Origin of the sequence: Streptomyces echinatus, from assembly GCF_014203595.1 — a bacterium.
GTDB classification, from domain to species: Bacteria; Actinomycetota; Actinomycetes; order Streptomycetales; family Streptomycetaceae; genus Streptomyces; species Streptomyces echinatus.
The window spans coordinates 255,836-277,509 of sequence record NZ_JACHJK010000010.1; the positions used below are offsets into that span (position 1 = coordinate 255,836).

The following is a 21,674-nucleotide window of genomic DNA, read 5'->3' on the forward strand; positions in this document are numbered from 1 at the left end:
CGCTGCGGTGCGCGCTCCCCCGAATCCGACCTCGCCCGCAGTATGGGCGCGTAGCCGAAGGGAGGAACGTGACCTTCGGATTCGCATCGTCTTCGGCGGCCTCGTTGTCGACGTCCACGTCCGCCGCTTCTGCCAGTCGCCTGCTCGAGCCGGCGGAGTGGGCGTCCGCCGGAATCCCGCTGCTGCGCAACCCCCGTGAGATCGTGGGCGGGCTGCATGCCCGCCACCACCCGAGGCCGCTGACGGCGATCGTCGCGGTTCTCGACCCGGACGAGCGGCTGCGGGCCAGCGCCTCCTTCACGCGCCGTCCGGCGCCGGCCGACGGCTGGATGTTCCGCAACGCGCTGCTGGATCAGCTGCGCCGGGTGATTCCGCACGACCTGCGTCGCCGCACCCCCGTGCGCACCGCCGTCCTGCTCTACTGCCGCGAGGGAGAGGCGCGTTGGACCGAGGAGGACGGCGCCTGGATGTGGGGGCTGCGCGATGCCTGCACACTGCACGGGCTGCGCTGCGGGGCATACATCACGCTGACCCAGGACGGCTGGCAGGTCCTCGGCGAGGGACGCGGCGGGCGCCGGCCCAACGCGCACTCCGCGCCTGAGCCCTTCGCCACGTCGGAGGCCCCGGCGCTCATCCCGCGCACCGGCGGCCCGGTCTCCGAGGTGCTGCGCCGGGCGGCGGCTCGCTGATCCGCGCGGCGCGGACGGTACGACGCTCCGGGCCACGGACGGCGCGACGCTCCGTGCCGCGGTAGGCGCGGCACGACCGGCGGGTGTCGGAGGAGTTCCGGCCGATCCGGCGGGCGCCACGAGCACGGCCGAGAAGCTCAGACGGGCGGGTGGGCCGACGGACCTACGACATCAGCTCCGGCGTGCCCCTGCGCGGTCCCCCGCCGGGTACACGGCCGCGCCGACGGCGTACCTGCCCGGCCTCGCACGCATCGTCGCGGTGACCGGGATCAGGGCCGCGGAACGTCCGTTGCCCGCACTCCCTCCGGCGTCTCCAGGAGCAGATCCGCCGGCGGCTCGGCCGCGGCCCGTCGTCCGGGCACGCCAGAAGCCACACCGGGCGGAGTCCGCCGAAGCGGCACCTCGGTGTCCCGAGGTGCCGGACGCGGGTCAGACGCCGGCGCCCAGCACCGAGTTGATCTGCTGCGGGTCGCCGCAGACGATCAGCAGTGCATCGGCACGTGACTGGGCGACCGGCAGCACGGTGCCGGCAGCGGAGTCGGGACCCCCGTTGACGGCCACGACGACCACCGGGCGGGACCCGGCGCGGGAGGCGACGGCGGCGTCCGCGTAGAAGACGTCGTCACCGGCGTCGTGCTGCGCCCAGTAGGACGCTTCGCCGAAGGACAGCTCGTGCTCGGCCCACGGGTGCTGGGCACCCGTGGTGATCACGAGCACGTCGCCGGGGGCACGGCCCGAGTCCAGGAGCAGGTCCACCGCCTCTTCGGCGGCGTCGAGCGCGCCCTCCGCCGAGGCCGGGATCAGCTGGACTTGCGGACCCGCCGTGGCGGCGGGAGCGGCCGGGCCGGAGGGGCCTGGCTTGGCCGGAGCCACGTCACGCGGCGTGCGCTGCACCGGCGGCGTGGGCCGCAGAGGGCCTGGGCGACCGGGGCGGGACGGAGCTGCGGGGCGGGGGCCGGGTACGGGGCGAGGGGTCGGCGCGGTGCGGCCGCTGGACGGCGTGGCGCGGGGACCCTGGGCACTCTCGTGAATCTGAGGCTCCTCGGGAATGAGAGGCATGAGCTGATATTTATCAAACATTGGTGCGGTGCGGACGACCGGGGGGCACATCAGTGCGAGCGGAACCGTCAGAAATCGAAGCCGAGCTGGCCCTCGATTTCCGGAACGCTTCCATCCGCCCAGCTGCGGACCCTCTTGAGGTGCCGCCACTGAGGCAACGCATCAAGATACGCCCAGGACAAACGGTGGTGCGGGGTGGGCCCCCACTCCTCCAGCGCGGCCTTGTGCACGGGTGACGGATACCCGGCGTTGTCCGCAAATCTGAAGTCTGCATGGTCGATACCCAGTTCGGCCATCATTTTGTCGCGCTGAACCTTGGCGATCACCGACGCCGCGGCGACCGCTACACACGACCGATCGCCCTTGATCACCGTGCGTACCTTCCAGGGGGCGCCGAGGTAATCGTGCTTCCCGTCGAGGATCACGGCGTCGGGGCGGACCGGCAGGACATCCAGTGCGCGGACCGCGGCGAGCCGCAGCGCGGCCGTCATCCCCAGGTCGTCGATCTCCTCGGGAGATGCATGCCCCAGCGAGTAGGCCGTCACCCATGACCGCAGCGTCTCGGCGAGTTCCGTACGGCGCTTGACCGTCAGGAGCTTGGAGTCGGTGAGCCCCACGGGCGGGCGGCGCAGTCCGGTGATCGCCGCGCAGACTGTGACGGGCCCGGCCCAGGCGCCGCGCCCCACCTCGTCGACACCGGCAATGACCTTCGCTCCGGTCGTGGCGCGCAGGGAGCGCTCGACGGTGTGAGTAGGTGGTTCGTACGGCATGGCGCCCTTAGACTACGCCGCCGCGATCCTCGGAGGACACCCCGGTCGCCCCACCGGCCCCGAGGGCGCCGGTGCCGGGGATCACGCCCCGTAGGGCCGCAGCAGCGGGAGCATCAGCAGGTCGACCATCTCTTCGAGATCCCGGTCGTTCCATTCGCTTGCGCACATCTTTGACCGGTACATCATCATGGCCGGGATGGCGTCGAAGACATACCCGTTGGCGGCGTCCGAGCGAACTTCACCACGGTTTATTCCGCGACAGATGACCTCGCGAAGCAGTTTGACGGTCGGTCCCACCACGCTTCCCACGATCACCTCCCCGAAGCGCTCCGCCTGCTCGCTGTCGCATTCGTGAATGATCGACCGCAGCGCGACGCCAGGTCGCGAATACATGATCTCCCGCACCTGCCGGCACAGGGCGAGGAGGTCCTCGCGCACACTCCCGAGGTCGGGCGCCTTCTCCACCCGGGGCAGTCCGGACTTCAGGGCGTCGGCGACCAGATCCTCCTTGGAGGGCCAGCGACGGTAGACCGCCGCCTTGCCCGTCTGAGCACCGGCCGCGATGCCCTCCATGGTCAGCCCTTTCCAGCCGACCGTACTGAGCTGCTCCAGGGCGGCGTCGAGGATCGCGCGCTCCAGCACCGCACCGCGCCGACGGGGGGAAGCCGCCCCTGCAGGCGCGGCCGTCCAGCGCGAGGTAACCATCTGTGTTCTCCAGCATGCGAGGGAAGCGGGTGTTCCGGGGCGGTGGCGCCGCGCTGCAGCAAGAGGGGGACGCAGGCGCGGCGCACGATTAAGTGAACGCTTGCGTTCACTGTTGGGGACTCACTACCGTGGACGGGAAAGTGAACGCATTCGTTCACTAACCGCCTTCAGGGGGACCCATAGTGACGACCTCTCAGTTGCTCAAGGATGACAAGAAACCGGGTGTGGCCCGCCGGGAGGGGCATCCCGGCATCGCACTCACCGTCATCGCGGCCTGCCAACTCATGGTGGTACTGGACGCGACGATTGTGAACATCGCGCTCCCGCACATTCAAGAAGCTCTCGAGTTCAGCACCACGGACCTGACGTGGGTGGTCAGCGCCTACACGCTCACCTTCGGCGGTCTGCTGCTGCTCGGTGCGCGGGCCGGTGACATCCTCGGCCGCCGCCGGGTGTTCATGACCGGCATCCTGCTGTTCACCTTCGCCTCGCTGCTGGGCGGCCTGGCCCAGGAGCCCTGGCAGTTGCTGGCCGCACGCGCCCTGCAGGGTGTGGGCGGCGCGATCGCGTCCCCCACGGCGCTGGCACTGATCACCACGACCTTCCCCGAAGGCCAGGAACGCAACCGGGCCTTCGGTGTGTTCGCCGCCGTGTCCGCGGGTGGTGGCGCCATCGGCCTGCTCGCGGGCGGCATGCTCACGGACTGGCTCGACTGGCGGTGGGTGCTGTTCGTCAACGTGCCCATCGGCGTGCTGATCGCCGTGCTCGCACCGCTGTACATCAACGAGTCCCAGCGCCACCCGGGACGCTTCGACATCACCGGCGCGCTGACCTCGACGGTCGGCATGGCCTCGCTGGTGTACGGGTTCATCCGCGCCGCGGAGGACGGCTGGCGGGACAGCCTCACGCTCGGGTCCTTCGGCGCGGCCGTGGTGCTGCTGTTCGCCTTCGTCTTCACCGAGATGCGGGCCAAGGAACCGATCACGCCGCTCCGGATGTTCGCCGACCGGAACCGCTGGGGAACGTACGTGATCATGCTGTGCCTGGCCGCGGCGATGTTCGGCATGTTCTTCTACATCGTGCTGTTCGTGCAGAACGTGCTCGGCTACAGCGCCATCAAGGCCGGTCTCGCCTTCCTGCCCGTGACCGTCGCGATCGCGGTGGGCGCGGGTCTGTCCCAGCGCTTCCTGTCGGCGCTCGGCCCCAAGCCGTTCATGATGACCGGTACCGCCCTCGTGGTGATCGGCCTGGTCTGGCAGTCCTTCATCCGGCCCGACAGCACCTATGTGGGCGGCGTGCTCGGCCCCATGCTGGCGTTCGGCTTCGGCATGGGCCTGAACTTCGTGACGGCCACCGTCACCGCCGTGTCCGGGGTCGCCCAGCACGAGGCGGGTGCGGCTTCCGGACTGCTCAACGCCATGCAGCAGGTGGGCGGTTCGCTCGGGCTGTCCATCCTGACGACCGTCTTCGGGTCGGCCAGCACGGACGAGGCGAAGAAGCAGCTGCCGAAGTTCCTCTCCGACGCCTCTCCGGAGCAGAAGGCACAGTTCGCCAAGACGCACCAGCTGCCCGCGCCCTGGGGGCATGATGTGCTCGCGCACGGCATCTCCACTGCGTTCATACCGGCCGCCGCGATGGCCGCGCTCGCCTTCTTCACCGCCTGGCTGGTGCTGCGGGTCCGCAAGGACGACCTCGACCCGCTCTCCGGCTCGGCGACCCCGCACATGGGCTGATTCAGGCCGCGCCGCGGGGAGCCGCGGCCGGCCGGACCGCCGCCGCCGGGGCACGGTCGGCGCACGCGACGGTCCGGCCGGCCGCACGACGGCCGCCGGCAGACACGACAACGCCGACAACGCCGACAACAAGGCCGGGAAGACGGCCGAGAACAGCCCCGGGCCCGGCCCTGGAAACAGCACGGGCATCAGTGACGTGAACGCCATCGCGCACCCCCTCCCTCGTCGCCGCGGTTCCGCGGGACTTCCCCCGGTCACAGTCGCGGTGAACAGCGGACACCGGAACAACGAGGGGCGGTCACGGAGAGTTCCCGGCATGCACGGAGAGTTTCCAACCGCAAGGACAGGCGGCCAGCCCGGGACCGCCGGCACAGGCGGACGTCCCGGGCAACGAGGCCCTCAGAATCCCGCGGGCACCCAGTCGGGCAGTGCCTCGGTGTGCCGCACCCACTCGGCGGGCGGTGCTCCCGCCTTTCCCGCGCCGAGCACGCCCCCCACGATCGCGCAGGTCGTGTCAACGTCCCCGCCGACCTGGGCCGTGGTCCAGAAGGCCGAGGTGTAGTCGCCGAGGGCCCGTGCCGCGGACCACAGGGCGAAGGGGACGGTGTCATGAGCGGTCGTACGGCGTCCGCAGCCGAGGACGGCCGCGACGGTGGCCGCGTCGCCGTAGTCGAGCATGTCCCGGGCACGACGGAGGCCCTGGCCGACCGCGCTCTTCGGCACGAGCGCGATGACCCCGTCGAGGAGGGTTTCGGGGGCGGGCGGCCCGTCCGGCGAGCCCGCCAGCGCCGCCGCCGCGGCCACGGCCATGGCCCCCACCACGGCTTCCCGGTGCTGATGCGTGGGATAGGCCGAGATCTCCGCCTGGTGGGTCGCCTGCTCGGGATCGTCCGCGTACCACGCGCCCAGGGGGGCGATCCGCATCGCGGCGCCGTTGCCCCAGGACCCCTGCCCGTTGAAGAGTTCGGCGGCCAGCTTGCGCCAGTCCTCACCCTCCCGGACCAGGCGCAGCAGCCGGTTGACGGCGGGGCCGTAGCCGCGGTCGAAGTCGTGGTGCTCGGCGAAGGAGCGGGCGAGCGCGTCCTGGTCGACGCGGTGGTGGGCGGCGAGGACGGCGACCACGGAGCAAGCCATCTCGGTGTCGTCCGTCCACTGCCACGGGCCCGCGGGCAGTTCGCGGCGCTTGAGCAGCGGATAGTTCGCGGGGACGAAGAACTGGGAGCCCAGCGCGTCCCCCACGGCCAGTCCGCGCAGGCTCGTCAGGGCGCGCTCCAGGCGCCCGAGGGAAGAGGAGTCAGCGGTCATCGCTCTGCCACTCTATCCGGTCACCCAGTAGGGAACGGGCTCCCGCCAGCGTTCGAAAGGCCGGTCGAGCGTGTACTTGCCGTCCTCCCCGAGAACGAGCATCCGCACCTCGGCGTTCCCCGGATTCGACAGGGACTCGAATTCCGCGACCGTCCAGTGGAACCAGCGCATGCAGAACAGCCGCATCGCGAGCCCGTGGGTCACCAGGAGCACGTTCGGAGGGTGGTCGGGGGCCTCGAAGCTGCGGTAGAGGCTCTCCAGGAAACCGCCGACCCGGTCGTACACGTCGGCGCCGGACTCGCCCTGCGGGAACCTGAAGAAGAAGTGACCGTAGGCGTCCCGGTAGGTCTTCTGGAGGCGCACGTCGTCGCGGTCCTGCCAGTTGCCCCAGTCCTGCTCGCGCAGCCGGGGCTCCTCCCGGACACGTATGAGGTCCGGGTCGAGGTGGAAGGCACGGAGCGTCTCAAGGGTGCGGCGGTACGGGGAGACGTACACGCTCACCGGTTCCCGGCCGAAGAGCTCCCGCAGCTGTCTGCCGGTCTCCTCGGCCTGCCGCCATCCGCGCTCGGTCAGCCCGAGGGCATGGTCGGGCTCGCGTTCGTACACGGAGTCGTCGACGTTGCCCGTTGACTCGCCGTGCCGGACAAGGACGATGCGCCGTGGTCGTGCCATGCCGAAACCCTAGATCGAATCGGGGGGAGTCGAGCACCCGTACGGGCTCCATACGGCGTAGGTCACACAAACTCCCGCTTCCGGACACGCCGTGCGGTGACGCCAGGCAGTGCGTTTGATTGTCGGACCGATGTGCTTCAGACCGTCCAGGACGGCTCCAGATCCACGATGTCACCCGAGAGCGCCGCGACGTCCGCCTCGGTCTGGGCGCGCAGAGCCAGGCGCTCGATGCGTTCCGTGCGGTACTTTCCGTGCTCGGCCGCGGACCGCCACATCGAAAGGATCAGGAACTCCTGCTCGGGCGCCTCGGCGAACATGCCGCGGATCATGCCGGGCGAGCCGGCCATCGCGGGATTCCAGACCTTCTCCTGCATGAGCGTGTAGTGCTCGACGCGCTCCTCGTGGACCCGGCACAGCGCCACGCGGATCAGGTCGGTGTCGGTGAAGCGCGGTTCGAACCCCGTCTTCACGTCGAAGCGGTACTCGAACAGCTTGACCTGCGCGTCCTTGAAACTGCCGGACTGGGCGGCGGCGAGGCGGTCGTGGGAGCGGGCCATGAAGGAGTCGTAGAAGGCACGGCTCTCCCAGAAGGCGAAGATGTGGGCCACTCCCGGTCGCTGCCGGCTCCAGCCCCCGCCCTGCCCCCGAAAACCCGGCTCCCCCAGAAGCCCCGCCCATTTTCGCTGTCCCCGCTCGAAGCCCCGGCGGTCAACCACGGTGCAGCGAATCCACTTGACCAGCACCGCGCCATCGTAAGGCCCCCGGGCGTGGCGTCGGTCACGCTCCGGCGGAGATCGCCCGCGCGTGCGCCCCCGCGTACATGGCACGATGGACAAGAGGCCCCGGCTGAAGGGGAGTTGGGGTCGAGCCTGCCACAGGGGGAAGGGGAAGCCTGGTGACCGGCTTCAGCAAGGGAATCCGCAAGGTCGAGGTCGCGCTCAAGTGGGACCCCAGTCCGGGGGGTCGGCCGCCGACCGATCTCGACATCGTCGCCGCGACCTTCGTCTCCGGTGACGCGTACGGCACTCCGGCCTATCTGGTGCACTTCGACAGCCGCTCGCCGGACGGCACGATCGTGCTCAACCGTGACAGCACGGACGGCCGGGGCTTCGGCTGGGACGAGGTCATGACGCTGGAACTGGAGCGCCTCTCCGACCGCTACGCGCGCGTGGTGGTCGGCGTCGTCATCCAGCAGCGATCCGAGCACAAGACGTTCGTCCACGTGCTGAATCCGGCCATGCGTATCCGTGAGGGGTACACCGTGCTCGCGGAGGACGACTTCGGCTCGGTACTCGGCGCGACGGCCGCCACGATCGCCGAGTTCGTCCGGGACGACTCCGGCGAGTGGACGTTCCGCCCCGGGGTGCACGGCTTCGACGAGGATCCGGCGGGCTTCCCCCGGGTCATGGGCAGGGCACACCAGCCCTGACGTTCGTTCCGCGGTCGTACCGCGCGAGTAAGGGGCGCCGGCCCTGGCCGGCGCCCCTTACTTGATCAACGGCGTGTCATCAGCTGCAGCCGCTGGTCGAGCCGCAGCCCTCGCAGATGTAGCAGGAACCGGCCCGCTGCATCTTGGTGCCGCAGGAGAAGCACAGCGGGGCGTCGGCCTGGATGCCCAGCTGCATCTCCACCAGTTCCGCGTTGGTGTGGGCCTGCTGCGGAGCGGGCTTGGTCGCGCCGGCGTCGGACTTCGGCGTGGCCACGGCCTTCAGCTCCTGGGCGCGCGGCGCCGACTGGGCCAGGCCCTCGACGTCGACCTCGTCGTCGGCCGGCTCGTAGGAACCGGTCTCCAGGTGGCGCTGGCGCTCCTCGGCGGAGTGGATGCCGAGCGCGGAGCGGGTCTCGAAGGGCAGGAAGTCCAGCGCCAGGCGGCGGAAGATGTAGTCGACGATCGACTGCGCCATCCGCACGTCCGGGTCGTCCGTCATGCCGGCCGGCTCGAAGCGCATGTTGGTGAACTTCGAGACGTACGTCTCCAGCGGAACGCCGTACTGCAGACCGACCGAGACGGCGATGGAGAAGGCGTCCATCATGCCCGCGAGGGTGGAACCCTGCTTCGACATCTTCAGGAAGACCTCGCCGAGACCGTCGTCCGGGTAGGAGTTGGCGGTCATGTAGCCCTCGGCACCGCCGACCGTGAAGGAGGTGGTGATGCCGGGACGGCCCTTCGGGAGGCGCTTGCGGACCGGGCGGTACTCGATGACCTTCTCGACCGTCTCGCGGATGGTCGCCTCGGCCTTCTCGGTGACCTCGGCCTTCTCCTTCTCCTTGGTCTTCGCGGAGAGCGGCTGGCCGACCTTGCAGTTGTCGCGGTAGATCGCGAGCGCCTTGACGCCGAGCTTCCAGGCCTCGAAGTAGATCTCCTCGACCTCCTCGACGGTCGCCGTCTCCGGCATGTTGACCGTCTTGGAGATGGCGCCGGAGATCCACGGCTGGATGGCGGCCATCATGCGGACGTGGCCCATCGGGGAGATGGCACGGTCGCCCATGGCGCAGTCGAACACCTCGTAGTGCTCGTGCTTGAGACCCGGGGCGTCGATCACATTGCCGTGCTCGGCGATGTGGGCGACGATCGCCTCGATCTGCTCCTCCTGGTAGCCCAGGCGGCGCAGGGCCTGCGGGACGGTGCCGTTGACGATCTGCATCGAGCCGCCGCCGACCAGCTTCTTGAACTTCACCAGCGCCAGGTCGGGCTCGACACCGGTGGTGTCGCAGGACATCGCGAGGCCGATGGTGCCGGTCGGCGCGAGGACGGACGCCTGGGAGTTACGGAAACCGTTCTTCTCACCGAGACGCAGGACGTCCTGCCAGGCCTCCGTGGCGGCGGCCCACACCGGGGTGTCCAGGTCGTCCATGCGGACGGCCGTGCCGTTGGCGTCGGAGTGCTGCTTCATGACGCGGTTGTGGGCGTCTGCGTTGCGCGCGTAGCCGTCGTAGGTGCCGACGACGGCGGCCAGCTCGGCGGAGCGGCGGTAGGCCGTGCCCGTCATCAGGGAGGTGATGGCACCGGCCAGGGCGCGGCCGCCCTCGGAGTCGTAGGCGTGACCCGTGGCCATCAGCAGGGCGCCGAGGTTGGCGTAGCCGATGCCGAGCTGGCGGAACGCGCGCGTGTTCTCGCCGATCTTCTGGGTCGGGAAGTCCGCGAAGCAGATCGAGATGTCCATCGCGGTGATGACCAGCTCGACGACCTTCTGGAAGCGCTCGGTCTCGAAGGACTGGTTGCCCTTGCCGTCGTCCTTCAGGAACTTCATCAGGTTCAGCGAGGCAAGGTTGCAGGACGTGTTGTCCAGGTGCATGTACTCGCTGCACGGGTTCGACGCGGTGATCCGGCCGGACTCGGGGCAGGTGTGCCAGTTGTTGATGGTGTCGTCGTACTGGATGCCCGGGTCGGCGCAGGCCCACGCGGCCTCGGCGATCTTGCGGAAGAGCGCCTTGGCGTCGACCTCCTCGATGACCTCACCGGTCATGCGGGCGCGCAGGCCGAACTGGCCGCCGTCCTGGACCGCCGTCATGAACTCGTCGTTCACGCGGACCGAGTTGTTGGCGTTCTGGTACTGGACGGACGTGATGTCGTCGCCGCCCAGGTCCATGTCGAAGCCCGCGTCGCGCAGGACGCGGATCTTCTCCTCCTCGCTGACCTTCGTCTGGATGAAGTCCTCGATGTCGGGGTGGTCGACGTCGAGCACGACCATCTTGGCGGCGCGGCGGGTGGCACCACCGGACTTGATGGTGCCGGCGGAGGCGTCGGCGCCACGCATGAAGGAGACCGGGCCGGAGGCGTTGCCGCCGGAGGAGAGCAGCTCCTTGGAGGAGCGGATGCGGGAGAGGTTCAGGCCGGCGCCGGAGCCGCCCTTGAAGATCATGCCCTCTTCCTTGTACCAGTCGAGGATCGACTCCATGGAGTCGTCGACGGCCAGGATGAAGCAGGCGGAGACCTGCTGGGGCTGCGGGGTGCCGACGTTGAACCAGACGGGGCTGTTGAAGCTGAAGATCTGATGCAGGAGGGCGTACGCCAGCTCGTGCTCGAAGATCTCGGCGTCGGCGGGCGAGGCGAAGTACTTGTAGTCCTCACCGGCCTTGCGGTACGTCTTCACGATGCGGTCGATCAGCTGCTTGAGGCTGACCTCGCGCTGCGGGGTGCCGACGGCGCCCCGGAAGTACTTGCTGGTGACGATGTTGACCGCGTTCACCGACCAGAAGTCGGGGAACTCGACGCCACGCTGCTCGAAGTTGACCGAGCCGTCGCGCCAGTTGGTCATGACGACGTCACGGCGCTCCCACGTCACCTCGTCGTACGGGTGCACGCCGGGAGTGGTGTGGATGCGCTCGATACGCAGCCCCTTGGTGGCCTTGGCGCCCTTGGCTCGGGAACCTCGTGCCGGACCGCTCGCCGTCTCTGTCATGCCGCCTCCCTGTACGGGCAAAAACGCCCTGAAGTGCCCATTTGTTTCCATGGGCACGTGTTTCTGTCATGCGCTGCGGGCAACCCTCAGCCGCCGCCCGCAACAGGTCCTGGTTCGCCGCCCTCCGGCCGGAACCCGGGTCTCCTCCCGGTTCCCAGCCCGCCGGTCAGTCGGCGGCGTGGGCGGGCACGGGGACCTGAGTGGTCCCGCCGGGCCCGCGATCGTCTTGCCGGCTCCCCGCTCCCGCGTCCTTCTCGTCCGCGGCGGGGTCACGCGTCGTCTCTCTCAGCTCCGCGATGGCCGCCTCGAAATCCTCGAGCGAGTCGAACGCCCGGTAGACGGAGGCGAACCGCAGAAAGGCGACGAGGTCGAGCTCCTGCAACGGGCCGAGTATGGCCAGACCCACGTCATGGGTGGTCAGCTCGGCGCTTCCGGTGGCGCGCACCGCTTCCTCGACCCGCTGGCCGAGCTGGGCGAGTGCGTCCTCCGTGACAGGCCGTCCCTGGCACGCCTTGCGCACGCCGTTGATGACCTTGGTGCGGCTGAACGGCTCGGTGACTCCGGACCGCTTCACCACCATGAGCGAGCACGTCTCCACGGTCGTGAAACGACGGGAGCAGTCAGGGCACTGGCGGCGCCTGCGGATGGACGTGCCGTCGTCGGTCGTACGACTGTCGACCACGCGGCTGTCGGGGTGCCTGCAGAAGGGGCAGTGCATGTTTCTCCAACCCTCCTCACAGCAGACTCGTCAGCCTCGCCGGACCCATGGGCCTCGCGAAGCAGCCCTAAGCATAGGCGATCGGAGAGCCGACTCCGACCGGGGGGACCACAACTTGTGGGCTGCTGTAGCCATCCAACCACTACATGTGGGGATTGGCTCATACACCGAGGCAGATACGCGTGTCGCGGCCGAACACGGCTGCGGGTACCCGCGGCGACCAGCGCGGACACGCGGGCGCCGAGCCGCACCGCAGCGGCACTTGGGGGGATACCGTGGGCGCCACACGGAGGACGCGTGGCACTGCCGCACAGAAAGGGCCCCGAATCCCGGACCGAGGGATTCCGGATGGCAGACTGGGGACGCAGCTCACGAGGCGGGCAACCCCGGCGCTGAAGAGTACAACAATGGGCGCTTTTGTCCGCCAGGTGTCACGTGAGGCCATACACCCAGACACATGATCGCGTCAGGTGAAACGCACTTTTTCACTCGAACGTGTGTTTGGCGCAACCTTTCGAAAGCAACTACCGTTGTGCAGCAGGGAGACCATCGAGAGGGGCCGCCGTGACCACCACCGCAGACAGCGCCACCATTACCGCCCAGGACCGCTCCCAGGGCCGAGTCGAGCCGGTACACGCGATGACCGAAGCCACGAATCCCGAGGGACACAAGCGCTCCCTGCCGGGCCGACCTCCAGGCATCCGGGCGGACAGCTCCGGACTCACCGACCGGCAGCGGCGGGTGATCGAAGTCATCAGGGACTCCGTGCAGCGACGCGGTTATCCGCCGTCGATGCGAGAGATCGGCCAGGCCGTCGGCCTGTCCAGCACGTCGTCCGTCGCCCACCAGCTGATGGCACTGGAGCGCAAGGGCTTCCTGCGCCGCGACCCGCATCGCCCGCGTGCCTACGAGGTGCGCGGATCGGACCAGGCCGTCACCGTGCAGCCCACGGACACCGCCGGCAAGCCCGCCGCGTCGTACGTTCCGCTGGTCGGCCGCATCGCCGCCGGTGGCCCGATCCTCGCGGAGGAGTCCGTCGAGGACGTGTTCCCTCTCCCCCGCCAGCTCGTCGGTGACGGCGAACTGTTCGTCCTGAAGGTCGTGGGCGACTCCATGATCGAGGCCGCGATCTGCGACGGCGACTGGGTCACCGTGCGTCGGCAGCCGGTTGCCGAGAACGGCGACATCGTGGCCGCCATGCTCGACGGCGAAGCCACCGTCAAGCGCTTCAAGCGCGAGGACGGCCATGTGTGGCTCCTCCCCCACAACGCGGCCTACGAGCCGATCCCCGGCGACGACGCGACCATCCTCGGCAAGGTCGTCGCGGTGCTGCGGCGCGTGTGACCGCTGCCGCGGGCGAGTCGGCGGACTCGCTCCCTGACCGGGCCCCGGAACCCCTGCGCCGGTTCCGGGGCCCTGCACATGTCGGCGTGGCCGCAGGGGCGGCACTCCTGGGGGCCTGACCCGCGCCGGTCAGGCCTTCGGACTCACTTGGCCTCCGCCTGCTGCGCCACCGCGTCGATCGCTGCGAGCGACTTGCGCACCTGGTTACGGTCCGTGGTGAACCAGAAGTCCGGAAGCGACGCCTTGAGGTAACCGCCGTAGCGCGCTGTGGCCAGCCGCTGGTCCAGTACGGCGACCACACCCCGGTCACCGGACGCCCGGACGAGCCGGCCGGCGCCCTGCGCCATCAGGAGGGCCGCATGGGTCGCGGCCACCGCCATGAAGCCGTTGCCGCCGGCGTCCTCCACCGCCTTCTGGCGCGCGCTCATCAACGGATCGTCGGGACGCGGGAACGGGATCTTGTCCATGACGACCAGCTGACAACTGGGGCCCGGGACGTCCACGCCCTGCCACAGCGACAACGTGCCGAAGAGACACGTCTTCGGGTCGGCCGCGAAGTTCTTGATCAGTTCGCCGAGCGTCTCCTCGCCCTGGAGCAGGATCGGGAACTCGGGGATCCGGGAGCGCAGCTCCTCCGCGGCGAGCTGTGCGGCCCGCATGGACGAGAAGAGACCGAGCGTGCGCCCGCCGGCCGCCTGGATCAGCTCGGTCAGCTCGTCCAGCATGTCGGCCCGCTCACCGTCGCGCGCGGGACGCGCCAGATGCTTGGCGACGTACAGGATGCCCTGCTTGCGGTAGTCGAACGGCGAGCCGACATCGACGCCCTTCCAGTGCGGCAGGTCGTCGCCCTCCGTGCCTTCCGGGCCGAGTCCCAGGGAGGCGCCGACGCCGTTGAAATCGCCGCCCAGCTTGAGCGTGGCCGAGGTGAGGACGACGGACCGGTCGGCGAAGAGCTTCTCTCTGAGCAGGCCGGAGACCGACATGGGGGCGACCCGGAGGGACGCGCCGAAACGGTCGTGCCGCTCGTACCAGACGACGTCCCATTCCGAGCCGTTCAGTACCCGCTCCGCCACGTCGTGCACCGTCTCCACCGAGGCGAGTGCCTGCTTGCGGACCGCGTCCTCGTCCTGCACCGACTTGTCGCGCGTCGTCCCGATCGCGGAGATCACCGTGCGGGCGGCGTCCCGCAGCGCCATCAGGGCGTAGCCGAGGTCCTCCGGGATCTCCTCCAGGCGGCCCGGCAGAGCGAGTTCCATGAGCCGCTCAAAGCCCTCGGCGGCGGTCTGGAGCTGGTCGGCGGCCTTCTCGTTGACGAGCTTGGCGGCACGGCGCACGGCGCGGTTGACCTGACCGGGCGTGAGCTCGCCGGTGGCGACGCCGGTGACCCGGCCGACGAGTTCGTGCGCCTCGTCCACGATCAGCACCTCGTGCTGCGGCAGCACGGGGGCGCCCTCGATGGCGTCGATGGCCAGCAGGGCGTGGTTCGTGACCACCACCTCCGCGAGCTTGGCCCGCTCACGGGCCATCTCCGCGAAGCACTCGGCTCCGTACGCACACTTCGACGCGCCCAGGCACTCCCTCGACGACACGGACACCTGGGCCCAGGCGCGGTCCGAGACACCCGGGGTGAGATCGTCCCGGTCGCCGCTCTCGGTCTCGTCCGCCCAGTCGCGCAGCCTCAGCAGGTCCTGGCCCAGCTTGCTGGTGGGTGCGGCGGCCTCGAACTGGTCGAAGAGCCCGTCCTCCTCGTCCTGCGGCATGCCTTCGTGCAGGCGGTGCAGGCACAGATAGTTCGACCGGCCCTTGAGCATCGCGAACTCCGGACGGCGACGCAGCAGCGGGTGCAGGGCGTCGACCGTGCGCGGCAGGTCGCGCTCCACGAGCTGACGCTGCAGGGCGAGCGTGGCCGTCGCGACGACCACCCTTTCTCCGTGCGCGAGCGCGGGCACGAGATAGCCCAGCGACTTACCGGTACCGGTGCCGGCCTGGATCAGCAGGTGGGATCCGTCGTCGATCGCCTCGGCGACGGATTCGGCCATGGTGACCTGGCCGGGGCGCTCCGCACCGCCGACGGCGGAGACGGCGGCATGCAGGAGCTCGGAGAGGGAGGGCTTCGTCATAGCCTGACCACCCTACGGCCCTGCACTGACAAACGGGGGGTCACGCCGGAGGCGGGCGGCGGGATCAAGACCGGGGCTCCTGAGGGTCGTGGGCTCGGCTGGTGGGGCGCTCAGCCGGTGGTGGGCTCGGCCGGTGGTGGGCGCGGACAGGCTCGCGGGCTAGGGAGCTCGGGGCGAGGCGGCTCAGGAGCTCGGAGGCGGAGGGGCTCGGGGGCTGGCCCAGGACATCTGCGTTCGGTGGCCGCGGGAGACCTGCGGCCCGGTGGGAGACCTCGGCCCGGTGGCCGCGGAGGACTGTGTGTCCGGTCGGTGCGAGTCACCGGCCGAGAAATTCTCTCCGTCGCGGGAACACCGCGGCGCCGCCGTTCGTATCTCATTGTGAGCGTCCGATCACCTGACGCTACAGCACATCGCGCAGGACTCGGTCCCGGATCATGAGGGCGGCCCGTTTGCCGGGCAGGTCGATCTCGTCCGCGAACCGGAAGCCGGCGCTCAGGAAAGCGGCGACGGAGGGGGTGTTACGAAGGTCGGGTTCTGCCACCACACGTGCGCAGGCCGGACGCCGGTCGAGGATCAGGTCGGCCACGGCTCGGATCAGGGCGGATCCCAGCCCACGGCTCCGGTCGGCGGCCTCACCCACGAGGAGATGGATCCCGGTGTCGTGCGGCCGGGCCGGGTAGCGGCGGGCGAGGAGGTCCAGATCTGCGCGGTAGATCTCCCAATAGCTCATCGGAGTGCCGTCGAGCACACCGAGGCACGGTGCACAGCGACCGTCGCTGTGCATACGGGCCCGCAGATGGCGCTCCGTCCGGTCCGGGGTCCCGGCCAGTTTCCAGAAGGCCGCGACGGCGGGGTCGTTCATCCAGCGGTGGACGAGCGGCAGATCCTGATCGATGCGTACGGGCACCAGTCGAAAGGCGCCGGCGGGCGTCGTGACCGGGCCCCACGTGGCGAGTCGGCCGAGGAGACCGGCCGTCGTCCCGGCGCCCAGGGCGACGTACTCGGCCGGCAGTTGCAGGTCCAGCGTGTCGTCGCTGTCCGGGTCGTCGTCCTCGACGGGGAAGCGGCCGAACGGAGAGGTCCGGGGATCTCCGGTGGCCGGTCGGGGGCCGGTGCTGTCCGGGTGGGTGGGCGCGGGGCCGGTTCCGGCGGTCGCGTCGGTGGGAGGCACGGTGCGCTCCTCTCAGGAAACGAGGTGGGTCATGTTCCTCGGATGTGCGGGAAGGCGGTGCGGCTCGCGGAGGGCGCGGTCCGCACAGGTGGGGCGCGGAGGTGGGCCGTTCAGGAGTGAAGGGGGTTGGCGATGGTGACGTAGACGGACTGGGTGTCGACCGGGCCGACGAGTTCGTCCAGGCCGTGCAACCGGGTCAGCAGGTTGGCCTTGCAGCGCAGCACGGGTGAGTCGAGCAGGTGGCCGGGCAGGGCGGCGCGCAGGGGAGCGGGTCCTGACGCCAGGGCGGTCAGGAAGCGGCGGAAGGCCGCGAGGAGCAGTCGCTCGTCGGCGAGGCGCTGGGAGCCGAAGGCACCGATCAGGCCGAACACGTTGTTGACGGCGAGGTAGTAGGCGAAGCGTTCGTCGGTGACCTCGTCCGAGACGAAGGTGTCGCTGCGCTCGCCGATTCCGGGCAGCCGGGCACTCAGTTCGGCCCGACGCGACTCGCGGAAGTAGTAGCCCTGGTTGTCCCGGTAGCGGCCGCCGGCGGGCCAGCCGTCACCGTCCAGGAGGAGCAGGGTGTTCTGCTGGTGGGCTTCCAGGGCGATGCCGGCCTCGCTGTCCAACCAGAGAACGGGGCGGACGACATGCTCCAGGTAGCGCAGGAACCACTCCGCCGCGACGGCACCGACGGGCCGGCCGGTGCGGCCGGCCAGGCGGGCCAGGAGCAGGGCCAGGCGGGACCGCGCCGGCCAGACGCTCTGCCGGGGCGTGGCGTCGGCCGGCGGTACGGCGAGTGGGCGGGGCGAGACGAGTCCGGCGACACAGCCGACGTCGTCGGCCGGGCTGAACGGGTTGTGCCGGATCATCACGTCGAGGCCCGGCACGGGGAGGCCGTCCGGGCCGTCGACGGCGAGCCAGGCCGGGTCGCGGACGATGCCGAAGCCGGGATGAGCGGACTGCCACTGCTCGGCGAGACCGGTGCGCAGCAGCCGGTGCACCTCGACTCCCCGGTGGAGTTCCTTGCGCAGGTTCTCGCGGCGGGAGTTGGTGATCGGCAGGGCCAGCGACAGCTTGAGCATCGCGGGAGCACCGGAGCGGTGGACGGTTCGTACGGAGGAGGTGGGATGCCAGGGAGTGCCGAGGGGGCCGAGGTCGTGGAGGAGCCCGGAGTCGAGCAGTGCGGCGACGGACGCCCGGTGCCGGACCTCGCGGGCCTGCCAGGGGTGCAGCGGAAGGGCGGTGTAGCCGTCGGGCAGCGGCAGGTCCGCTCCGGCGACCCGTCGGATGAGCTGCTCGGCGGGAACGGGACGGCCGCGCTCGGTCCAGGCCGAGTCGGCCGCGAGGAGAGAGGGGGCGACGGCGAGCCAGTGCAGGGGGAAGGAGCCACGCGACTCCGGTGAGTAGCGGCCGCCTTCGGCGTCGGTCATGCCCTCCCGGCTCTTCGGCGCCGGATGCAGCGGGTGCCCGAGGAGGAGGGCCTGTTCGGCACTGAGAAAGAGGTCGGCGGTGTCGGCAGGGTGTTCGCGCCGGTGCCGGATGAAGTCCGCGGTGCGGCGGACGGAGTCGGCCACCCTGGCGACGAGATCGCCGGGGTCTCGGAAGACACCGGAGTCGGTGGAGGCAGGGCTGGTGCCGCCACCCTGGCGGGGGATGCTGCCCCCTGCGAAACCGGGGGTGGTGCCGGGGGCGTCGCCGTCGGCGAGACCAGGGGCCGCGTACTGGGCGGGGTCGGGAGTCGCGCCGTAGGCACAGTCAGGGGCCGCATCCTCGGTGCGGTCGGGAGCCGCGCCGTCAGCGCAGTCAGGGACCGTGCCCTCGGTGCGGTCGGGAGCCGCGCCGTCAGCGCAGTCAGGGACCGTGCCCTCGGCGGGGTCGGAAACCGCGCCGTCAGCACAGCCAGGGACCGTGCCCTCGGCGGGGTCGGAAACCGCGCCGTCAGCACAGCCAGGGGCCGTGCCCTCGGCACAGTCAAGGGCCGTGCTCTCGGCGCAGTCAGGGGCCGTGCCGTCGGTGGGGTCGGGCGGGGTGCTGGTCGGAATCCGCGGGGTGACGGACGGCGCGTCGGCTGATTCCCTGCTGAGCAGGGCCGCGAGGGTGACGGCGTCGACGGGGGGCGCGGTGTCGGGAGCGTAGGCGAGACGCGGCGGACCGAAGCGGTGCCAGCCCGTCGGGGACCAGTACCGGACGGGTGCGATCAGCGCGGTGCCGCTGGCGGGCAGCGGGACGCGGAGGTTCGCGGCCGTGGGAGCGGTGAGGCCGGTCTCCCGGACCCAGCACCGCAGGAGGTTCTCGACGGCTGCGGCCTGGGCCGCGGCACGGGGGTCGGTGTCCTCCAGCGGGTCGGCACCGGGAGCGGCCCGTCGGGTGGCACCCACCTCCCGCTTCTTCTGCTGGGGGACCGAGTCGGGGAGCGGTACGGCGCACGGGGGGATGTCGGAGTCTCCCTGGTCGTCGGAGGCGTCGGAGCGGCCGTCGGGGGATGGGGTGGCATTCATGACGGCTCCTCTGGGGCTGGGGTGAGGTGGGGCGGACTCGTTTCCGTCGTCCGCCCGGTGGCCCTCGCCGGTTAGGCGCGGTTGCCGGGCGGCGGAGCGGCTGGGTGGGGCGGGTGGGACGGCAGAGCGGGGCGTGTACGAGATGGCTGTGAGGTTGTCGCCGGGGATCGATTCCGGCGTGGATGCCAAGGGGCGGAATGCGGAGGGGACGGGGGGTGGCGGGTCGTGAGGCGCTTGCCGGAGCCTGGGCGTCGGTGGCGCGTGCGTGGGGTTCAGCCGGTGTGCTGGGCAGGGCCGGGGTGTCGTTGCTGGCGTGGCTCGTGGGGTTTGTGGTGGCGAGCCACCGCCGCGACGGCGTCGGCCAGGCGGTCGAGTACCGCCGTCGCCTGTTCGTCGCTGATCGTCAGGGGCGGAAGCAGCCGGACCACGGACGCGTGACGGCCGCCGAGTTCGACGATCAGACCGCGCTGGAGGCACTCGCGCTGCACCGCGGTGGCGAGTCCGGGCGCGGCCGGGTGCGGAGTCCGACCGGGTCCCGGCCAGGACGGCGCGGCGCCGGGACCGGCCGGACCGCCGGGACCTCCAGGACCTCCAGGACCAACGACGCCACCGGAGACGCCGACACCACCGGAGAAGCCGAGATCAGCGAAAGCGCCGAAGCCGCCGGGGTCGGCAACGCCACCGGAGACGCCCCGGTCGCCGGAAACGCCGAAGCCGCTGGTGGTGGCAGTGGCGCCGGGGGCATCGGCGGCGTCGGCGCGGGGGCTCTCGCCGGAGGGGGCGGGGTCGGCTTCCGGGTTCACCAGTTCGATACCGATCATCAGCCCGCGTCCTCGTACGTCTCCCACACAGGCGTACGCGGCGCTGAGTTCCCTGAGTTGGGACAGCATGCGGGAGCCGAGGGCGGCGGCTCGTTCGGCGAGGGCGTTCTCGCGGACGAATCCGAGGGTGGCGGTGCCCGCGGCCATGGCGAGCTGGTTTCCGCGGAAGGTGCCGGCGTGGGCACCGGGTTGCCAGGTGTCGAGGTCGTCGCGGTACACGATCACGGCGAGCGGGAGGCTACCGCCGATGGCCTTGGACAGGACCATGACGTCGGGGGTGACGCCACTGTGGTCGACGGCCCAGAACGCGCCGGTGCGGCCGACCCCGGTCTGGACCTCGTCGGCGATCAGCGGGACGGAACGGTCCGCGGTGAGCCGGCGCATGCGGCGCAGCCAGTCGTCCGGCGCGGGGATCACTCCGCCTTCGCCCTGGACGGGTTCGACGATCATGCCGGCCGGCAGCGGTACGCCGGACTTGGGGTCGTCGAGGAGGGACTCGGTCCAGCGGGCCGAGAGCTCGGCGCCGGGCGGGCCGCCGACGCCGAAGGGGCAGCGGTAGTCCTGCGGGTAGGGCAGGCGGGTCACCTGGACGTCGCGGGCACCGCCGGAGGCGGCGAGGGCACCGGCGGTCATGCCGTGATAGGCACCGGTGAAGGCGAGGATGCCGGTGCGGCCGGTCGCGGCCCGGACCAGCTTGAGGGCGGCCTCGACGGCGTCGGTGCCGGCCGGTCCGCAGAACTGGACGCGGGCGCGGTCGGCGAGGCCGGGCGGGAGGGTGTGGAACAACTCGGTGATGAAGGCGTCCTTGACGGGTGTCGCGAGGTCGAGGACGGACAGGGGGGCGCCGGAGTCGAGGACCGAGCGGATGGCCTCCAGCACGACCGGGTGGTTGTGGCCGAGGGCGAGGGTGCCGGCGCCCGAGAGGCAGTCCAGGTACCGGCGGCCGTCGGCGCCCTCGATGGTGAGCCCTCGTGCCCGCACCGGCACGATGGGCAGCGCGCGGGCGTAGGTGCGCGCCGACGACTCACGCGCCGACTGGCGCTTCAGGATGCCCTCGTGCACGGCCGGCGTTTGCCCGGGCGTGCCTCCGGCCATCGACTCCGTAACGGCCACGGCGCGCTGTCCCTCCCGCTGCTCGACGGCGAGTTGTCCCTCGGGACCGGACACAGGCAGCGGTCCCCACCGGCTACAACCCCGGACGGTTCGGGCGGTTACGGGGTCGTCTTGGAATCCTTGGCCGGGCGGCGCGGGTGGCGTCCGGCGGTGTCCTGCCGACGGCCGGTCCGGTCGCTGCACGACGGCCGCCGCATGCCGGTCAGGAGACGGAACCGGGAGGCCGAGGACCGGTTCCGGCGCCCGGCCCCGGTTCCACCACCGTCCCCGCCACCGTCCCCGACGACGTCCCCACGCGCGGCCCCGTACGCCCTCGCGGCGGCCGTTGCAACGGCCGCTCGATGCGCGCCCGTTGTCCGCCCGGCACCCGCCCGACGCCCGTCGGGAGCCGAGGCCCTGTTCAGGCAGCCTGTGACGGAACCGTTGCCGTCCCGGCAGAACTCCCCCACAGCGACCGCATAGTGTGTGATGCCGTTCCCAGAAGGTCGTGGGACCGGCTTGAACCTTCCATGAGTTCGCCGCCGGTGTCAGGGCCGAAGCGCCGAGTTCCTTTCACAGCAAGGGGAGTCAA

The 21,674-nt window shown here is 70.8% G+C and carries 16 protein-coding genes; 4 read left to right on the top strand and 12 right to left on the bottom strand.

Going from position 1 to position 21,674, the window contains the following annotated elements; all coding sequences use genetic code 11:
• Nucleotides 1-68 precede the first annotated feature (68 nt).
• Nucleotides 69-689 carry a hypothetical protein gene (locus FHS34_RS26990; protein ID WP_184969992.1) on the top strand — a complete coding sequence of 207 codons (621 nt, stop codon included), beginning with the start codon at nt 69-71 and terminating at the stop codon, nt 687-689.
• A gap of 429 nt (nt 690-1,118) precedes the next feature.
• Here FHS34_RS26990 and FHS34_RS26995 read toward each other — a convergent pair whose 3' ends face one another.
• From FHS34_RS26995 to FHS34_RS27005, 3 genes are all read right to left on the bottom strand, one after another.
• Nucleotides 1,119-1,748 (bottom strand): hypothetical protein, encoded by a 630-nt coding sequence (locus FHS34_RS26995; RefSeq protein ID WP_184969994.1) that lies wholly within the window; start codon nt 1,746-1,748, stop codon nt 1,119-1,121.
• A 68-nt stretch (nt 1,749-1,816) separates the two neighbouring features.
• Nucleotides 1,817-2,518 carry a ribonuclease HII gene (gene rnhB / locus FHS34_RS27000; RefSeq protein WP_184969996.1) on the bottom strand — a complete coding sequence of 234 codons (702 nt, stop codon included), beginning with the start codon at nt 2,516-2,518 and terminating at the stop codon, nt 1,817-1,819.
• An 81-nt stretch (nt 2,519-2,599) separates the two neighbouring features.
• The gene (locus tag FHS34_RS27005) at nt 2,600-3,223 is read right to left on the bottom strand and encodes a TetR/AcrR family transcriptional regulator (protein WP_184969998.1); all 624 of its coding nucleotides are present in this window, start codon (nt 3,221-3,223) and stop codon (nt 2,600-2,602) included.
• 182 nt (nt 3,224-3,405) lie between these two features.
• On the opposite strand from FHS34_RS27005, the gene FHS34_RS27010 reads away from it, so the two are divergent.
• Nucleotides 3,406-4,956: an MFS transporter gene (locus FHS34_RS27010; protein WP_184970000.1), complete on the top strand. Its 1,551-nt coding sequence runs from the start codon at nt 3,406-3,408 to the stop codon at nt 4,954-4,956.
• 399 nt (nt 4,957-5,355) lie between these two features.
• On the opposite strand, the gene FHS34_RS27015 is transcribed toward FHS34_RS27010, so the two are convergent.
• The 3 genes from FHS34_RS27015 to FHS34_RS27025 all read right to left on the bottom strand — a co-directional run bounded on the left by FHS34_RS27015 (nt 5,356) and on the right by FHS34_RS27025 (nt 7,676).
• On the bottom strand, nt 5,356-6,261 hold the full coding sequence (locus FHS34_RS27015) for an ADP-ribosylglycohydrolase family protein (RefSeq protein WP_184970002.1): 906 nt from the start codon (nt 6,259-6,261) through the stop codon (nt 5,356-5,358).
• 12 nt (nt 6,262-6,273) lie between these two features.
• Nucleotides 6,274-6,933, bottom strand: coding sequence for a histidine phosphatase family protein (locus FHS34_RS27020; protein ID WP_184970004.1), 660 nt, complete (start codon nt 6,931-6,933; stop codon nt 6,274-6,276).
• 137 nt (nt 6,934-7,070) lie between these two features.
• Nucleotides 7,071-7,676, bottom strand: coding sequence for a YdbC family protein (locus FHS34_RS27025; protein ID WP_184970006.1), 606 nt, complete (start codon nt 7,674-7,676; stop codon nt 7,071-7,073).
• A gap of 152 nt (nt 7,677-7,828) precedes the next feature.
• Between FHS34_RS27025 and FHS34_RS27030 the strand changes: the two genes are divergently transcribed.
• Complete coding sequence (locus FHS34_RS27030) at nt 7,829-8,362, top strand: TerD family protein (RefSeq protein WP_184970008.1); 534 nt, start codon at nt 7,829-7,831, stop codon at nt 8,360-8,362.
• Between the two features lie 79 nt (nt 8,363-8,441).
• Here the strand turns inward: FHS34_RS27030 and FHS34_RS27035 are convergent, their stop codons facing one another.
• Both FHS34_RS27035 and nrdR read right to left on the bottom strand, forming a co-directional pair.
• Nucleotides 8,442-11,336: a vitamin B12-dependent ribonucleotide reductase gene (locus FHS34_RS27035; protein ID WP_184970010.1), complete on the bottom strand. Its 2,895-nt coding sequence runs from the start codon at nt 11,334-11,336 to the stop codon at nt 8,442-8,444.
• A gap of 166 nt (nt 11,337-11,502) precedes the next feature.
• Nucleotides 11,503-12,054: a transcriptional regulator NrdR gene (gene nrdR, locus FHS34_RS27040; RefSeq protein ID WP_184970012.1), complete on the bottom strand. Its 552-nt coding sequence runs from the start codon at nt 12,052-12,054 to the stop codon at nt 11,503-11,505.
• 564 nt (nt 12,055-12,618) lie between these two features.
• On the opposite strand from nrdR, the gene lexA reads away from it, so the two are divergent.
• A complete protein-coding gene (lexA, locus tag FHS34_RS27045) occupies nt 12,619-13,398 on the top strand; it encodes a transcriptional repressor LexA (RefSeq protein WP_184970014.1) in 780 nt (259 codons plus the stop codon).
• Between the two features lie 143 nt (nt 13,399-13,541).
• Here lexA and FHS34_RS27050 read toward each other — a convergent pair whose 3' ends face one another.
• The 4 genes from FHS34_RS27050 to FHS34_RS27065 all read right to left on the bottom strand — a co-directional run bounded on the left by FHS34_RS27050 (nt 13,542) and on the right by FHS34_RS27065 (nt 21,085).
• The gene (locus FHS34_RS27050; protein ID WP_184970016.1) at nt 13,542-15,518 is read right to left on the bottom strand and encodes an ATP-dependent DNA helicase; all 1,977 of its coding nucleotides are present in this window, start codon (nt 15,516-15,518) and stop codon (nt 13,542-13,544) included.
• A 400-nt stretch (nt 15,519-15,918) separates the two neighbouring features.
• The gene (locus FHS34_RS27055) at nt 15,919-16,689 is read right to left on the bottom strand and encodes a GNAT family N-acetyltransferase (RefSeq protein WP_184970018.1); all 771 of its coding nucleotides are present in this window, start codon (nt 16,687-16,689) and stop codon (nt 15,919-15,921) included.
• Nucleotides 16,690-16,799: 110 nt separating this feature from the next.
• Nucleotides 16,800-19,169, bottom strand: coding sequence for an IucA/IucC family protein (locus FHS34_RS27060; protein WP_245002409.1), 2,370 nt, complete (start codon nt 19,167-19,169; stop codon nt 16,800-16,802).
• A gap of 272 nt (nt 19,170-19,441) precedes the next feature.
• The gene (locus FHS34_RS27065; RefSeq protein WP_184970134.1) at nt 19,442-21,085 is read right to left on the bottom strand and encodes a diaminobutyrate--2-oxoglutarate transaminase family protein; all 1,644 of its coding nucleotides are present in this window, start codon (nt 21,083-21,085) and stop codon (nt 19,442-19,444) included.
• Between the last annotated feature and the right edge of the window lie 589 nt (nt 21,086-21,674).

What these genes read in the sequence shown, in the direction of transcription:
- FHS34_RS26995 (WP_184969994.1), bottom strand. Translation starts at nt 1,748, where the DNA reads ATGCCTCTCATTCCCGAGGAGCCTCAGATTCACGAGAGTGCCCAGGGT.
- rnhB (WP_184969996.1), bottom strand. Translation starts at nt 2,518, where the DNA reads ATGCCGTACGAACCACCTACTCACACCGTCGAGCGCTCCCTGCGCGCC.
- FHS34_RS27005 (WP_184969998.1), bottom strand. Translation starts at nt 3,223, where the DNA reads ATGGTTACCTCGCGCTGGACGGCCGCGCCTGCAGGGGCGGCTTCCCCC.
- FHS34_RS27015 (WP_184970002.1), bottom strand. Translation starts at nt 6,261, where the DNA reads ATGACCGCTGACTCCTCTTCCCTCGGGCGCCTGGAGCGCGCCCTGACG.
- FHS34_RS27020 (WP_184970004.1), bottom strand. Translation starts at nt 6,933, where the DNA reads ATGGCACGACCACGGCGCATCGTCCTTGTCCGGCACGGCGAGTCAACG.
- FHS34_RS27035 (WP_184970010.1), bottom strand. Translation starts at nt 11,336, where the DNA reads ATGACAGAGACGGCGAGCGGTCCGGCACGAGGTTCCCGAGCCAAGGGC.
- nrdR (WP_184970012.1), bottom strand. Translation starts at nt 12,054, where the DNA reads ATGCACTGCCCCTTCTGCAGGCACCCCGACAGCCGCGTGGTCGACAGT.
- FHS34_RS27050 (WP_184970016.1), bottom strand. Translation starts at nt 15,518, where the DNA reads ATGACGAAGCCCTCCCTCTCCGAGCTCCTGCATGCCGCCGTCTCCGCC.
- FHS34_RS27060 (WP_245002409.1), bottom strand. Translation starts at nt 19,169, where the DNA reads ATGAATGCCACCCCATCCCCCGACGGCCGCTCCGACGCCTCCGACGAC.
- FHS34_RS27065 (WP_184970134.1), bottom strand. Translation starts at nt 21,085, where the DNA reads ATGGCCGGAGGCACGCCCGGGCAAACGCCGGCCGTGCACGAGGGCATC.